Origin of the sequence: Bradyrhizobium sp. AC87j1, assembly GCF_002936975.1 — a bacterium.
GTDB classification, from domain to species: domain Bacteria; phylum Pseudomonadota; class Alphaproteobacteria; order Rhizobiales; family Xanthobacteraceae; genus Bradyrhizobium; species Bradyrhizobium shewense.
Genome location: NZ_PTFE01000003.1, coordinates 84,393 through 99,412, shown reverse-complemented (window position 1 = coordinate 99,412; position 15,020 = coordinate 84,393). Strand labels below are relative to the sequence as shown.

The 15,020-nt window shown below is 62.3% G+C and carries 13 protein-coding genes; 6 read left to right on the top strand and 7 right to left on the bottom strand.

Translation table 11 applies throughout. The annotated features are described in order from the left end of the window. Positions 1–589 precede the first annotated feature (589 nt). Positions 590–2,377 carry an adenylate/guanylate cyclase domain-containing protein gene (locus CV770_RS03185; RefSeq protein ID WP_104461288.1) on the top strand — a complete coding sequence of 596 codons (1,788 nt, stop codon included), beginning with the start codon at positions 590–592 and terminating at the stop codon, positions 2,375–2,377. Positions 2,378–2,747: 370 nt separating this feature from the next. Here CV770_RS03185 and rocF read toward each other — a convergent pair whose 3' ends face one another. Further along, positions 2,748–3,725, bottom strand: a complete 978-nt coding sequence (gene rocF / locus CV770_RS03180) for an arginase (protein WP_104461287.1) — start codon at positions 3,723–3,725, stop codon at positions 2,748–2,750. A 261-nt stretch (positions 3,726–3,986) separates the two neighbouring features. Here rocF and CV770_RS03175 point away from each other — a divergent pair, with 261 nt between their 5' ends. Continuing rightward, positions 3,987–4,247, top strand: coding sequence for a hypothetical protein (locus tag CV770_RS03175; RefSeq protein WP_091965548.1), 261 nt, complete (start codon positions 3,987–3,989; stop codon positions 4,245–4,247). A gap of 17 nt (positions 4,248–4,264) precedes the next feature. Here CV770_RS03175 and CV770_RS03170 read toward each other — a convergent pair whose 3' ends face one another. After that, positions 4,265–7,006 carry an EAL domain-containing protein gene (locus CV770_RS03170; protein ID WP_201759677.1) on the bottom strand — a complete coding sequence of 914 codons (2,742 nt, stop codon included), beginning with the start codon at positions 7,004–7,006 and terminating at the stop codon, positions 4,265–4,267. A gap of 58 nt (positions 7,007–7,064) precedes the next feature. Continuing rightward, entirely contained in the window at positions 7,065–8,270 is a 1,206-nt protein-coding gene (locus CV770_RS03165) for a FecR family protein (RefSeq protein WP_104461285.1), read from the bottom strand. 131 nt (positions 8,271–8,401) lie between these two features. Between CV770_RS03165 and CV770_RS03160 the strand changes: the two genes are divergently transcribed. From CV770_RS03160 to CV770_RS03150, 3 genes are all read left to right on the top strand, one after another. After that, complete coding sequence (locus CV770_RS03160) at positions 8,402–10,198, top strand: ShlB/FhaC/HecB family hemolysin secretion/activation protein (RefSeq protein WP_104461284.1); 1,797 nt, start codon at positions 8,402–8,404, stop codon at positions 10,196–10,198. A 155-nt stretch (positions 10,199–10,353) separates the two neighbouring features. Next, positions 10,354–11,184 (top strand): alpha/beta hydrolase, encoded by an 831-nt coding sequence (locus CV770_RS03155; RefSeq protein WP_104461283.1) that lies wholly within the window; start codon positions 10,354–10,356, stop codon positions 11,182–11,184. A gap of 304 nt (positions 11,185–11,488) precedes the next feature. After that, positions 11,489–11,806, top strand: a complete 318-nt coding sequence (locus tag CV770_RS03150) for a c-type cytochrome (protein ID WP_091965553.1) — start codon at positions 11,489–11,491, stop codon at positions 11,804–11,806. A 234-nt stretch (positions 11,807–12,040) separates the two neighbouring features. Here CV770_RS03150 and CV770_RS03145 read toward each other — a convergent pair whose 3' ends face one another. Further along, complete coding sequence (locus CV770_RS03145) at positions 12,041–12,382, bottom strand: phasin (RefSeq protein ID WP_018319170.1); 342 nt, start codon at positions 12,380–12,382, stop codon at positions 12,041–12,043. Between the two features lie 155 nt (positions 12,383–12,537). Continuing rightward, positions 12,538–12,723, bottom strand: coding sequence for a hypothetical protein (locus CV770_RS42400; protein WP_028142638.1), 186 nt, complete (start codon positions 12,721–12,723; stop codon positions 12,538–12,540). Positions 12,724–13,318: 595 nt separating this feature from the next. On the opposite strand from CV770_RS42400, the gene CV770_RS03135 reads away from it, so the two are divergent. Further along, positions 13,319–13,675: a hypothetical protein gene (locus tag CV770_RS03135; RefSeq protein WP_104461281.1), complete on the top strand. Its 357-nt coding sequence runs from the start codon at positions 13,319–13,321 to the stop codon at positions 13,673–13,675. Between the two features lie 46 nt (positions 13,676–13,721). Here CV770_RS03135 and CV770_RS03130 read toward each other — a convergent pair whose 3' ends face one another. Beyond that, positions 13,722–14,297 carry a hypothetical protein gene (locus tag CV770_RS03130; protein WP_104461280.1) on the bottom strand — a complete coding sequence of 192 codons (576 nt, stop codon included), beginning with the start codon at positions 14,295–14,297 and terminating at the stop codon, positions 13,722–13,724. Positions 14,298–14,339: 42 nt separating this feature from the next. After that, positions 14,340–14,870, bottom strand: a complete 531-nt coding sequence (locus CV770_RS03125; protein WP_091965556.1) for a GcrA family cell cycle regulator — start codon at positions 14,868–14,870, stop codon at positions 14,340–14,342. Positions 14,871–15,020 lie beyond the last annotated feature (150 nt).

The following is a 15,020-nucleotide window of genomic DNA, read 5'->3' as shown; positions in this document are numbered from 1 at the left end:
ACATTAGCTGAAAGCAGCGATCTCCGCTCTGGGTCAAAGGCTGCTCTTGGCAACTTGTCCGATGTGGTTCGGGTCACCTTGCGGAAGCAGACTCCGCGGCGGATTCGACTATGGGCCGCTACGGGTCAGCCGCGGACCAGTTAAAGTCCGCTCCCGGCTCAATTCAGCTTCTACCCCAGCTTCCTGATGATCTGGCGAAGGTCGGCTGCATATTGTTCGATAATGCGCAGACCACTCTGCCGCGCCTCGTCGTCGGTGCGCAGCGACTGCTCCGGGCATACCTTTCTTGGGGGCCGCCATGTGGCACAGGTGATCGCCTGACGCCCGCAGGCTTTGATTTAATTCAATGGCTCTGGCCAAAGTCGCCGCTGCCGTTAGCTCTGTGCATTTCGTTCAGGGGTGCCCACGCAAAAGCGCCGCCCACCACGCAAGTTACAATCGCGTGCATTCGCCGCTGGAGTCCGTTAGGGACGGTTATCGGAGCTCAGCTTGAGACGGGCAGGATGTCAGCTGAGGGCCAAAAAAAGACATCAGCTAAGTAGGCATTCAAGCAGGTCTGTCGTATAAATCGGCTACGAGGACCACTGCCATGGTTCATGACCGCCCAGCCCGGATCGAGCGCAGGTTGTCGGCGATATTGGCCGCCGATGTCGCTGGCTATTCACGGCTTATGCACCAAAATGAAGAGGCCACGCATACCAAACTGACAGCGCTCCTGGCACACGGGACGCCTGCCATCTCTGAGCACGGCGGTCGCATTGTCAAAAGCACCGGCGACGGGTTCTTGGCAGAATTTCCAAGCGCGGTGGAGGCGGTTCGGGCTGCAATACAATTCCAGAACCGCGTCAAGCAGCTTACGAACGCTGAGGCGGAAGACAGGCGTATCGCCTTTCGTATTGGCATCAATGTTGGCGACGTGATTGTCGAGCCGCATGACGTTTTCGGTGATGGCGTAAACATTGCGGCACGGCTAGAGAGTATCGCAGAGCCCGGCGGCATTTGCATCTCGTCTTCCGCATACGATCATGTCAAGGGCAGGGTCAGCGTCGAGTTCATCGATTTAGGCGAGCAAATTCTTAGGAACATCCATAGCCCGGTACGGGTCTATGCAGTTGTCCGTGCAAGACCTCGTTCGACGGCACAAGGCGAGAGCGCGAAGCCCGGTCCGCTGTCGCCACCTCGTCTTTCCATTGTCGTGCTGCCGTTTGTCAATCTAAGCGGTGATCGCGAGCAGGAGTATTTCGTCGATGGTGTAACCGAGAGTTTGACCACGGACTTGTCGCGTATCAGTGGTTCATGTGTGACAGCGCGGAACGTCTCCGTCTCAGACAAAAGGGGATCAGTCGATGTACGGCAAGTCGGCCGCGAATTGAACGTTCGCTACGTGCTCGAAGGCTCAGTTCAACGCGGCGGCAATCGGCTTCGGATGAACGTGCAGCTGATCGATGCCATGAGCGGTCAGCATCTTTGGGCCGAGCGCTTTGAGAAGCCTATCGCCGACCTGTTCGATATGCAGGACGAGATCGTATCAAGGCTCGCGAATACATTGGGCGCCCAGCTTATCGTGGCTGAGGCACGACGAGCCGAGCGTGCGCTGCATCCCGATGCGATGGATCTGTACTTCCAAGGCCGGGCGTGTGTGATGAAGGGACTTAGCCTTGAATGCTTGACGCAAGCGCGGAACTTCTTCGAACGCGCTCTAGAGTGCGACCCTGGCAGCGTCGAAGCAATGATTGGCTTGGCAAATGTCGACACGACAGTTGGAGGCAGCTTTACGACGGATGATGGGCCCGCGCGGCTTTCAGCGGCCGAGGCGATGGTGAATAAGGCACTGTCCATCAGGCCAAATTATACTTCGGCTCACTTGGCTCGGGGTTGGGTCCAGATCCTTACGAACCGGGCCGCCCAAGGCATTCGTGAATTTGAGCATGCGCTGGTGCTGAATCCGAATGAGGCCAACGCTCATGCCGCCCTTGGTTGCGCCAAATTCTATATGGGTCGTGCTACCGAGACCGAAGGCCATATACTAGAGGCTTTACGTCTCTCCCCACGCGACTTTCAAGCCTACCATTGGACGTGTTTTGTGGGCGTGGCCAAACTACTGCTTGGATCTGACGTCGACGCCGTCAGTTGGCTACGACGAAGCACTGAGGCGAATCGCAACTATCATCTCGCTCATTTGGCGCTGGCCGCTGCGTTGGGCCTGACTGGCGCCCTCGATGAGGCGCAAACTGCTGCAAGAACGGGACTCGCGCTCAACCCAGGTTTCACCATCCGCCGCTTCCTCGCCGCTCAACAGAGCAATAACCCAATTTACCTCGCTGGCCTCGAACGCTCGTGTGAAGGCTTGCGCCTCGCTGGCGTGCCCGAAGGGTAATGAGCGCTTCCGGTCGGAAGCCGGCATCAGCGCCTTCCTGCCCTGAATCAACTTTGGATCAAAGCGCGCAGACGTCGCTATGAGAACGCGTTAACTGGAACGCAACTTCGGCTTAGAATCGACAAGCAGCTTGGTGTCATGCAAATCGCCGGGGTGGCGCTGCCTCAGTGATCTGCATGCAGCAATCGGCTCGCGACGTCCGTTCAGGGTCACAAGCGGCCCTCAGCGGACGTCACGAATGCGCGCGGGAAACATGTTGGATGTCAGCCGTGTCGGTGACGTACACCACTGTCCGAAAATTTCGTCGCGACGCATCCCCGGACCGCGAAGCGGCCAATTCGCAAGCTCATGATCCACTCGGTCGATTGCATCACTCGCCCGGAGCGATCGCGTTGCTCGGCGTCGGTCGGTCGGTGATCTGCTGGCCGAACAGGCTGCCGATCAGTTCGACCGCCGTGCGCGCGGTCCGGCCACGTTCGTCCAGGAACGGATTGAGCTCGACGATGTCGACCGATCCCACCACGCCGGAATCGTGCAACAGTTCCATGATCAGATGTGCCTCGCGATAGGTCGCTCCACCCGGCACCGTGGTGCCGACGCCAGGCGCCACGCAGGGATCGAGAAAGTCGACGTCGAAGCTGACATGCAGCACGCCGTTGCTCGCCTTGACCCGCTCGATGACGCGTCGGATCAAGACGGCGACGCCGAACTCGTCGATCTCACGCATGTCGACCACCCTGATCCTGCGCGCGCGCATCAGCTCCTTTTCGAGCTTGTCGACTGAACGCGCGCCGAACAAATCGAGCCTGTCCGGGGTGATCGAAGCGCGCGAATCGTCGCCGAGCAGGCCCTCGAGGCCGGGCTCGCCGCACAGGAACGCGGCCGACATACCGTGCATGTTCGCGGTGATCGTCGTCTCCGGCGTGTTATAGTCGGCATGGGCATCGAGCCAGAGCACGAACAGCTCGCGTCCACGCTCCTGCCAATGACGCGCCATGGCATTGACCGATCCCATGGAAAGCGTGTGATCGCCGCCAAGGAAGATCGGCAGCGCACCGGTCTTCGCAATCTCATGGCCTTTGCGGCTCAGAACGCGCGTCCAGCGCTGGATCTCGCGGTAGTGATTGGCCCTTTCCGGCGGCCTGTCGGTGAGGTCCCCGACTTCGGCCACGGAAAGATCGCCGTAGTCGACGACCTCGAAATCCAGGCTTTCGAGCACTGTCGCAAGGCCTGCGGTGCGCAGCGCCGCGGGGCCCATCAAGGTGCCGCGCTGCGAAGCCCCCATGTCGATGGGAGCGCCGAGCAAGGCGATGCGCCGGCCTTGATCCGCCACGGTCCGATCGGTCACAGCTGTCTCCTGACATCAACGAGCCACCGCCAGCCTAACAGAGATTCGCACCCGTCGTTTCCCGGGGAAGGTCCGCCACGATCGTCCTATCGTCCGGAACAAAATCCCGCGCGCTGAATTGCCCATCCAAGGCCGGCACCCGCCGTAAACCACGGCGCCTGTCGCGGATAGCCAAAGGTCATCAAGACCCGCTGTTCAGAACGAGCGCTCGCGCGGATAGCCAAAGGTGCCGGCCCATCGTCAGGTCTGGAGGTCGCGCACTTGAGCACGGAGATACCGCAATCCACCTCGCAACCCGGCATGGCCGAACGTGCTATCGATACCGCGGCGGACGTCTCCCGCACGGTGGGTGAAGTCGCCGGAGGCCTGCACGCAGCAGTCGATCGTCTCACCTCTGCAATCGAGCAAGCACGAAAGCCCGGCGGAGCGCTCGCGACGGTCGCAGCGATCACGCGCGAGGCGCCGCTTTCGAGCCTGTTCGTCGCTTTCCTCTTCGGCGTCGCGGTCGCTCGGCGGCGATAGAACGAAGCCGCCCTGCCTCAGGCAGCGCTGGCCGCGTCGAGCTCGGTCGCCAGGAATTGCTTTTCGAACGCCTCGGCCGGCATCGGACGGCCGAAGAAATAACCCTGTCCTTCCGCGCATCCCATGCTGACCAGGAAGTCGGCAGTTGCGCGGTTCTCGATGCCTTCCGCCACGACCGTGAGGCCGAGCTGCTTGCTGAGGCCGATGGTCGAGCCGACGATCGCAGCATCGTCGGAATCGGCCAGCAGATCGAGCACGAACGAGCGGTCGATCTTGAGCCCGTCGAGCGGAAACTTCTTCAGATAGCTGAGGCTCGCATAACCGGTGCCGAAATCGTCGAACAGGACGCGCACCCCGAGCTCCTGAATTCGCTTGAACATGTCGAGCACGCGGAGTTCGTCATGGATCAGGATGTCTTCGGTCACCTCGATTTCGAGCAGTGACGGGGTAAGCCCGGTCGCTTCGAGCAACGCCGCAACCGAATGCGCGAGATCGCCGGAGTGAAGCTGCGAGGGCGACAGGTTGATGGCGACGCGCACGGCGTTGCCGGACAGTTCCCAGTCGCGCGCCTGACGGCAGGCGGTCTCCATCACCCAGTTCGCGATCCGCTCTGACAGTGCCGAGGTGTTGACCACCGGCATGAATTCTCCGGGCGAGACGTAGCCGCGCACCGGATGCCGCCAACGGATGAGCGCTTCGGCCCCGACAAGGCTGCCGTCGATCAGACGAACCTGGGGCTGGTAGAACAGCTCGAACTCGCCGCGATCCGCGGCAAGCGCCAACTCGCTCTCCAGCGTCAGCCGGTTCTCCAGCTCCTGCCTGATCGCAGCCTCGAAGATCACATGGCTGCCGCGCCGCGTCATCTTGGCCTTGCTCAACGCCAGATGAGCATTGCTGAGAAGTTCGTCGGCGCCCTGTCCGCCTTCGCCATGGACCGCGACGCCGATGCTGATCCTGACGCGATGCTGGCGCGTGCCCGTCGCGAGCGGCGTTTCGAACGCGCGCGCGATCTGCTCGGCGAACGTCGCGATCGGCTCACCGCCATCTTCGGCTTCGCGCACAATGGCGAATTCATCTCCGCCGAGCCGGGCGACGATCGCCCGATCTCCGGCCTGCCCCTCCAGGCGAATGGCGACCGCCTGCAGCACCAGATCTCCCGCCGAATGCCCCAGCATGTCGTTGATGCCCTGGAAGCCATCGAGCCCGATGACGAGCAACGCGACTTCGCGAGGCCGTCGCTCTGCATTCGCAATCATGCCGGCCAGTCCGGCATGTAGCGTGTTGCGATTGGCAAGACCGGTCAGCGCGTCATGTTCAGCGAGATATTTGACGCGTTCGGCTTCGCGCTTGCGGACCGAGATGTCGCGCAGGATCGCACCGTACTGAAAGCCGTCCGTTCCCTGCCAGCCCGAGAAGCTCGCCTCGACGGCGAAGGTTTCACCATTCTTGCGCCGGCCCTCGAACTCGACGACGACCGCCCCGCCCGGAACCAGCAGCGCCTGGCGCGCGGCGTCATGCATGGACGGTCTTGCATCACCGTCCGCCGGCACCGCGCATAGCGTTTCGAACGGACGGCCGATCATCTCGGCCGGCGCGTAGCCGAAGATCGCGCTCGCGCCGGGATTCCAGACCGTGATCCGGTGATCCTCGTCGGTGCAGACGAGACCATCGCCGAGCGACATCGCGATGCGGTGAAAGCGGCTCTCGGCGATGCGTCCCAGGAGACTACGGAAATCGATTTCGTCCAGCGCAATCGCGGCCAGATAGGCGACGATCGCGATGTGGAATAGCGATGTGTCGATGACGAGGGGCCAATTTGCCTGCACGAGGGCCGCGACCAGCTCGATAGCCAACCCGGAGGCGATCAGGACCGCGACGCGAATTCCTGGCGCGAGGCGGCGCCACGAATACATCATCAGCAGGCAGATCACGCCCAGACCCAGGATCATGCCGATATCGGATGTCCAGTGCAGCATCCGGCCCTGGAGGATCGATTCTGCCGCCAGCGCCTGGAGGACCGGCCCCGAGACGAGCTTGCCGTTGGGAACGCTGAACCGGTCACCGAGCTCGAGGGCGGTGGCGCCGACAATGATCTTCCTGCCTCTCACCTTGTCGAGAGCAGCGGCATCGCCGCGCAGCGCGTCGACATAAGAGACGCTCGGAATGGAGGTTGCACGAATGCTGAAATCGATCAAAAAGGGCGGCCGCCGGTTGGCGTCCTGCCCGGCCAGCACGACGGCCATCGACGGCATCAAGGCATCGCCGAGCTTCTCGCCGAACGGATAGCGGCGAACGAGTCCGTCGGATTCGACCGCGACGTTGACGACGGCCGGCCACGACTGGTTGCTGAAACCCTTCAGGGGGCGATTGATGTGCGCCGTGCCGCCATTCGGCGTCGGCTGCTTGAAGGACGGCAGGATCGTCGAGCCGCCGACATCGCGGAGCGCCCGGAGGAAGGCCTCGTCGGACGCCGGATCGGACGGCGTGCTGAAATCGACGTCGAAGGCGATGTCCCCCGCGCCCGCCGCCTCGAGCCTGCGCAACAGCTCCGCGTGGAGCCGGCGCGGCCACGGCCACACCCCGATCTGATCGATGGACGGTGCGTCGATGGCCACCACGACGACATTGCCGCTGGCCGCACGCGATTGCCAGCTGAACCGCAGATCGGTGAGCGCGTTGCGAAGCGCACCATGCCATCCCGTGGACAGCACGATCGCAAGCGCGATCACGACGAGAATATGCGGCCGATAACGTTTCACTCCACCCTCCTGCGCACCCGCTTCTGCAGGTGCGCCCCTCATCCCCTAGGAAATCGCTTTAATGTCTGTTGTGGCCACGGCCATTGCTGCCGTTACCGCCGCCATTCCCATTGCCGTTACCATTGTTGCCCCAGCCATTGCCGGTGGCGCCGCTGTTGCCGTTGCCGGCGCCATTGCCGTTGTTGCCATTGCCGGAATTGCCGTTGCTGCCGGCGTTTCCGTTGTTGGCGGCAGCTTCCGCTATCGCGGCGCCTGGGTTCGATGAGCTGCTGCCAGCCGTTGCAGCACCGCTTGTCGTCGCCGCAGTCTGGACGGCGCCGTTGGACGCTGCCGTGCTGGTCTTGTTTTCGCTCCAGACCGTCTCGGCACCCGTGCTGGCGTTGGCGTTGCGCACCTGTCCGGGTGCCACTGCGCCGTGGGCGAGCCCATTCGTGACCTTGTGGACATTCAGCTTGACCTCGCCGAGCGGGCTCGAGATGCGCACGACGCCGGCCTTGGAGACATGACCTCCAGCCGCCTGATGCGACGGCTTCGGCACGCCAGCCGCCTTGGCCCCCTTGTCGATCGGACCGAGCGCATGGATCGCATGGCCGCTCGCGGCATTGCGCGGCGCCGACAGGCCCGATTTCGGGACGGGGACACGCTCGATCGTCGAGGCGCGCGGCTTGCCATGCTCGATCGGATTGAACGTCCCCGCGCCGCTCAAGCTGAGACCAGGCTTGCCGTGCTCAAGCACGGTGGCCGCTTGTCCCGGCATGACCTGGGCAATCTGTCCCGTCTTGAAGTCGGAGACTTCGACCTGGCCGCGGAGCACGCCGACCTTGGTGCTGCCAGCTCCCACCGTGACGCTGAACTGCGTTCCCTTGACCACGGCGGCGAGATAGGGCGTCTCGACCTCGAAATGCTTGACGTTGCGCTTCTCGACCTCGAGCAGGATCGATCCCGCCTGCTGGATGATCGTGGTCGAGAGCCCCTCCTTCTTCTCCGAGGGCAAGCCGACCACGGAGTTGGGAGAGATCAGAATGGTTTCCTCGCCGCGGACGAGCAGCACCCGGCCGTTGCGTCCGGTGCGGATGCTATTGCCAGGCTTGAGCGTCTCTTCCCGGTTCAGCGACACCGGCTGCGCGCCCTCGGTCGCGATCCACACCTCACCGGTGGCCTTGCTGACCGACCAGACGCCATCCTCCGCGGCGAACGCACCGGAAGCCGTTCCAAGGGTCAGCGCCGCCACGAAGGCACACCGCATTCCAATTCTGCGAAGCATGACGATCCTCAGTCCGCGTTACAGCCGGGGCTGAGGGGTATCCGAAAATCACTCAAGAGAGGATTAGCGGCAAGCGGCCAGTGGAGTGGCAGCATTAACCAATCATTGACCATAAAAAACTATGAAAAATCATGCGGATAACGAACCCTTACCGCCCCATCGCAAAGTCTCCGTCAAACTACGGAGGAAGATTCGGGACGTGCGTCGAGCAGCGGCATCTCATTACCGCGTTGGCAGTGCTGATACCGATCTTTGCGGGAATTTCCCAGGGGTTCGCACAACAGGCGAACCAGCCGGGTTTTGATCCGCGCCAGCCCGAGAAATATTTCGATAACCAAACCGAGCGGGAATCGCTGAGCCGGCCTTCGGTCCAGCTTCCGAGCGTCAGGCAGCCCAACACCGGCGGCGATACCAAACTGCAATTCGTGCTGCGGGGCATCGACGTCAGTGGCGCACACACCGTGTCCCAAGATCGGATCGCCACGATCTATCTGCCCTATCTCGGCAAGCAGGTCTCGCAGGCGGATCTCGCCGCGATCGCCGGCGCGATCAGCGATCTCTACCGCGCCGAGGGATTCCATTTGAGCCGGGCCATCGTGCCGCCGCAGGACATTGCCGACGGCCGGGTGCGGATCCAGGTGATCGAAGGCGCCATCGTGCAGGTCGAGCTAAAAGGCGACGGCGCCGAGCAGTTCGGCGTAAGGCCGATGCTCGGGCCGGTTCTGGCCGAGCAGCCGTCGCGCCTTGCAACGCTCGAACGCCAGCTCTTCCTGATCAACGGCAGGCCGGGCGTCCGGATCACCGATACCGCGCTGGAGGAGATCGGTGGCGCGACCGGCCGCTTCCGTCTCACAGTTGTTTTGAAGACCTGGCACGTCTTCTCCTCGTTCGGTCTGGACAATCTCGGATCATCTTCCGTTGGCCCGTGGCAGAGCTACGCCGCCGGCGCGTTCAACTCCTACCTCACGCCCGGCGACACGCTGGCAGTCAACCTGTCGACAGTTGCCAACGATCCTCGCGAGCTCGGCTTTGCGCGGCTGTCCTACGACACGCCCGTCGGCGTCGACGGCGTACGCCTCGGCGCTTCCGTCCTGTACAGCGCGGTCCGGCCGGGCGATGCCCGCCGCCTCGACAGCGACATCACCACGACAGAGGCGTTCGAGCTGCGCGCCAGCATCGTCCCGCTGCAATCGCAATCCTCCACGCTCACGCTGACTGCAGCGACGACCTTCAGCAATGTGTCCGAGCACGACCGTTACGGTCCCTGGTACAATGACCATATCAGGACCGCGAGCCTGACCGCCGACTACCGGCTGCAGGATCGCTTCGGCGGCACCAATCTTGCGACACTGACCTATCGCCAGGGCCTCGACATCTTCGGTGCCTCGCATTTCGAGGACGATCTGTTGTCGCGCGACGGCGCATCCTCGAACTTCTCGGTGCTGAACCTCTGGTTCGCGCGCTACCAGACGCTCAATGATACCTGGTCGCTCAAGCTCTCCGCGGCGAGCCAGACGGCATCGCGGCCACTTTTCACCTCGCAGCAATTCTATCTCGGCGGCGCGGCCTTCGGCCGGGGCTATGGCGCAGCCGAGATCAGCGGCGACAACGGCCTTGCCGGCTCGCTCGAACTGCGCTTCGACCAGAGGCTCAATTACCGCTATTGGACCGGCTATCAGCTCTACGCCTTTGGCGACGCCGGCGCCGTCTGGAACGACGGTTACCGCCTGAGTGACGGCCTGTCGCTCACATCGGCCGGAGCCGGTGTGCGCTTCTTCCTGCCAGAGGATATCCAGGCCGATCTCGGCGTGGCGGTGCCCTTGAGCTACCGGGCACCGGACAAGGAGCGCCGCAGCCCCCGCTTCCTGTTCACCCTGTCGAGCGCGTTCCGGCTCTGCCCCGAACGCGGCAAGTCCGGCTGTCTGTAGCCGCCCCGTCGTTCGCGCGGTGAGCTTGGCATGCGGTCCTTTTTGCGGGCTTGCTCACAGACTTGCCTAAATTTAATCCCGTAAGCTGCTCACGATCGCTCGATCCGGGAGTTCCCAATGACCATGTTCAGTCAAATGTGATTTGAGATGAAACCATGAAGAGGGTGTTTGCAATCCTGGCGTTTCTCTGCGTCCTTGGCGTCGGGGAATATTTCGTCGTTAGTCGGTTCGCGATCCGCCATGAGACTTTGGCGCTGTTCGACGCCTCGCGGCAGCGGCCGATCTCGGTCGACGTGGCGGTGCGGCGCGACTACGAGACCAAGGCCAATCTCGGCCTCTGGAAGCTCCCGCTCGCCATCATCAGCAACGGCAACACCGTCAAGGCCACCGAATACTCCTTCCTCGCCAACGTGCTCGCCGCGCGCGGCTATCTGGTTGCCAGCATTCAGCAGGATCTGCCGAGCGATCCGCCGCTGATGACCCATGTCGGTCAGCAATATGTCGGCCGGCGCGAGGTCTATATCCGCTGCGAAGCCAACATTCTTTTCGTGCTGGACAAGCTGAAAAAGCAACAGGAGAACGTCGATTACGACCACGTCACCCTCGTCGGCCACTCCAATGGCGGCGATGTCTCCATGTATGTTGCCCATCAGCACCCGGAGCTGGTGTCGAAGGTGATCACGCTGGACAATCTGCGGGTGCCCTTCGTGGTCAGCGACGGCATGAAGATCCTGTCGTTCCGGTCGAAGGACCCGCATTTCGTGACCGATCCCGGCGTGCTGCCGACGCCGGAAGAAGCCAAGGCGCGCGGTATCGACATCGTTCACACCGGCGCGCAGCACACGGAAATGAGCGATCGCGGTCCCAACGCGGTCAAGGAGAAGATCCAGGAAACGCTCGACCGCTTCCTGCGCGACAGCGCCAGCAGCGCGCTCGCGCCGGCTGATACGAAAACCCCGATGATCATGAATCCGGGCGACTATTAGCCGGGAACGCTTGCGGCAGATCAAGGCGGCTCCGAGGCGCCGGGATAAAAGGGCGATATAGCCTCGGAGAGACACGTGTCGCACTACATTGAAAGTCTGGATACGAGAAATCTCGATACGAGAAGTCTCGACACGAGAAGTCTTGGCCTGCCCGCGGCGAGGATGCCGGCTTTCCTACGGCATCTCTATCGTTCGGTCCGCAAGCTGCTGCGGTCGATCATCGCCCGGATTGATCTCTCGCAATTTCCGGGATCGTGCTGCGGATGAGCATGGCGGCCGCCAATCGATGCATGAAAGTTACCCTATGCACCCGCATTTGAGACGAATTTGCCTGCTGCTTGCCATAACCTCGAGCTTCGGCACATCGTCGGCTCTCGCGGCCGATGCCGGTCACGGTGCGGACCTCGCCAAACGCTGGTGCGCAAGCTGCCATGTCGTCGCGAACGGCCAGACCCAGGCGAGCGCCGACGTCCCCTCCTTTATCTCCGTTGCGCGTAGACCGGATTTCAGTCCGGAGAGGCTCGCCTTCTTCCTGCTTGATCCGCACCCGAAGATGCCGAATTTTCCCCTGAGCCGAACCGAAGCCGGCGATATCGCGGCCTACATCGCATCGCTGCGCTAGAGCATGATCCGGAAAAGTGCGCGGCTTTCCGAAAGGATCATGGCTTAAACAACACCCTAAAGCGCGATGACGATTCATCCTGATTGCATCGCGCTTTAGTCGAGCGCCGAGCACGACGCTGCCACACATGCAAATCCCTGCCGGTGGGCCGACAGGGATCAGCAGAAGGGATGACGGACGACGAATGTGGTCGTTCGGTGGCCTGTCATCGACCTGCAGCGCACACGCAGAGAATCAGGACTTCCCTTTCCCCGATTGCATGAGACTGCCGGTCATCTGGCGCATGTGATCTCCGGCGCTGGTGAACTGGCTGCGCAGAAAATCGGACTGGATTCGCATCGCTTCCTGAAGGTCGGTGGCATGAACCAGCTTGCGCGCATGCTCGAAGGCCGACTTCATGTTCTGCTCAGTGAAAACCAGCGCCTGCTTCGACACCTCCGTCCCTGGTCCTGGAACGGACGACATCGATTTGGTGGCGGCGTCGAAAAACATGCCGAATGCTTTCTCCGCCTGATCAATTGTCTTCTCGGCCAGGTCGCGCAGTTCGGCCGGAACTTCGAGCTTCGGTTCGATCATGGTCGCACTCCTCCCATTTTCCCAATTGAATACCACACTTGCCGGATCGCCTTCCAGCGGCCAGCCGCGTGGAAACGTCGCCGGCGGTCCGGCTCCGGCGGGAAAACGAACGGGAAAATGAACGAGACGGCGTAAGGCCGGCGCGCGGCCCGGGCTCAGGACAAGGGGTGCTCGGGAAGAATTTCTTCGGTGGCGAGGTCTTCGACCAGCTTGATGACCTCGAAACGCTGTCGTGGCGCGAGCTTCAGGAACGCGCGGAGCAGGCGCAGGCTTTCGACCGTGCCGCTTGCGGGCGCGCCGAGCTTGAGGTGCAGTTCAGCCGCGAAATTGAGGTTTTTCATCTCGCACCTATGACAAGCATCGGCTTCGTGACCTGCTCAAGAACCGAACGCCATAACAAGACGCCATAACAGGACCTATGGCGACGAACTCTCGGCCGGGTGGCCCCGGCAGGTTGCACGCCGAACGACATGTCCAAACGACCGGCTCAACCAATTGGTTGCAATTATGTCAAGGAACAACCCGTCCGGCAAGCCCAACAATGGTCATAGCGATGCTTCGTCTGCATCGCACCACGGCAATTCCGGATAACAGGTATATCGACCGCCGTCACCCACCTGCGTCAAGAAGCGTCATCAATCACACACAGCCCTGATCGCCGTTGATCGGCACAACGTTTCCGCTTGTTTCCGACATGAACGGACATTCGGCTGCGAATGAGCGCTTCTCAGCGCCTACACGTAATTGTTGAGTGCGGCCTCCGCGGTTGTATTAACGGCGAATAACGATCGATCTCGCAAGCCGGATATGTTTCCGCCCGTGAACCGTTGTCCATGAACGAACGACCAAGCCGTTGCGACACGGCCACGCGGACAACGGGCGCCATGGCTGAAAACTCTTCGATTCGGGCGCGCCTCAGCACCAAAGGACGACGGCATGCTTTCTCCCTGCGATCTCATCAAGGGCGCCGCGGTCGCGCTTTTCACCCTCTCGATACAAGGCGCATGGGCGCAGGAGACCAAGATGAACCTGTTCAAGATCGTCACCATCAAGGACGAGATCGTCGTCGGGTTGTCGGCGGAGGAGCTTCAATCGCTCGGCGGCAATGATGCGAGCGCGGTTGCGCACGCGCTGGCGCAGAAGGGCGATCTCACCGTCTGGCAATATAACGTGCATCGCGGCCCGAACGGCGAATTGCAGCAGGCACCGACCGCCAGGATCGGGCTTTTGGCTAACGCCTCGCTCCGCGTCGAACCCTATTCGACGCCCTACCAGATCGTCCCGCATCCGTGAGCGGCAGACTGGCACGCCCGCGGCCCAAACCGCAGGCGTGCCGTTGTCATCTGCGCCGCCCTGCCTGCCGTGTCCCCGTTTCCGTCGCAAAGCCGTAGATCAGCGCCAGCCGGTCGAGGCACTCGCGAAAGCGTCGCGCAAAATAGTCGTTCCAGCGCTGCGTACGGACGGCACGACGCTGCCCGATCTGATCCATGGTCAGGCCCAGCACCAGCACGTCGTGCACCAGCGCAGCGCCGTCGGTCCCGAGTTCGCGCTCGACCTGGTTCAGCCGCAGCACCGCCTGGCGCTGGCTCTCGGTGACCGGCTCGCGCGTGCGCGCGCCATCGACATATTCGCGGGTCGGGTCCATCGCCTGAGGGCCCCGCTCCGCTCTCTCCCAATCGTTTTGGAAGGCGCGCCCGCCGAGATATTGCGCCTCATCGATCTGGTGGTGGGCGTGCAGCCGTGCCAGCGGATCGCCGCGGATCGACCGGATCGCCACGATCTTCTCGCCAACATCGAGCGCCAGCGGATTGTCGACCTCGACCTCCGCCACTTCGGCATTGAACGGCACGTCGCGGGACCGCCGGTCGTAGATCTGCGTCAATTTGTAGGACTTGTTGCGTCGGACACGAGCCACTTGGATACTCCTTGCGAAATCGACGATGGAACGGGTGAGAGTTCAGGCCGCGAACACGAGCTTCAGCACGACGGGACCGGGGGCACGGGCAGACGCAGCCCCGGAGCGACGCGTCAGGCCCGCATGCGGCGCGCAATAGCTGGAGGCCGGCTGGCGCGGATGGCCGCAGAAGGCGATCTCCTCCCCGTCCTTGTCGCCGCCATAGGGATAGCGGCAGTCAGCCGGCTCGAGGTCGACCAGCTGGATCAGGCGCGGCTGAACGCCGACGCAGCGCAGCTTCAACCGCACCGCAGGCTTCATTGCGGACTTCGGCGGCACGTTCAGGTTCGGTAGCACCGCGCGGCGCGGCGAAACCGGAGCCTCACCCGGCAAATATGGCGCGACCGACGGGCTCACGATCCATTCCGGTATGACGAGCCCGAGCCGCTTCGCGCGGCCGATCACTGCATTGCGCGTGTAAGCCGTTCCAAACCTTGCGTTAATCTGCCTTCCGATCTCCGCATAAGACATGCCTTTGAGAAAATAGTCGCGAAGCGCGTCGGAGTGCTCCGACGGCCAATGGCCCGGTTCCATGGTGCTGTCCTGTGATGCGCCTCCTCCGATCGCACGACCGGGGGGCGAAACAGACATTCCGGTATTCCGAAGCTCAAGTCAAGCAATAATTCTGATATTCATAATTGCAATAATTCCGAATTTCGGATTACAAGAGCGAGACGTTGGGTA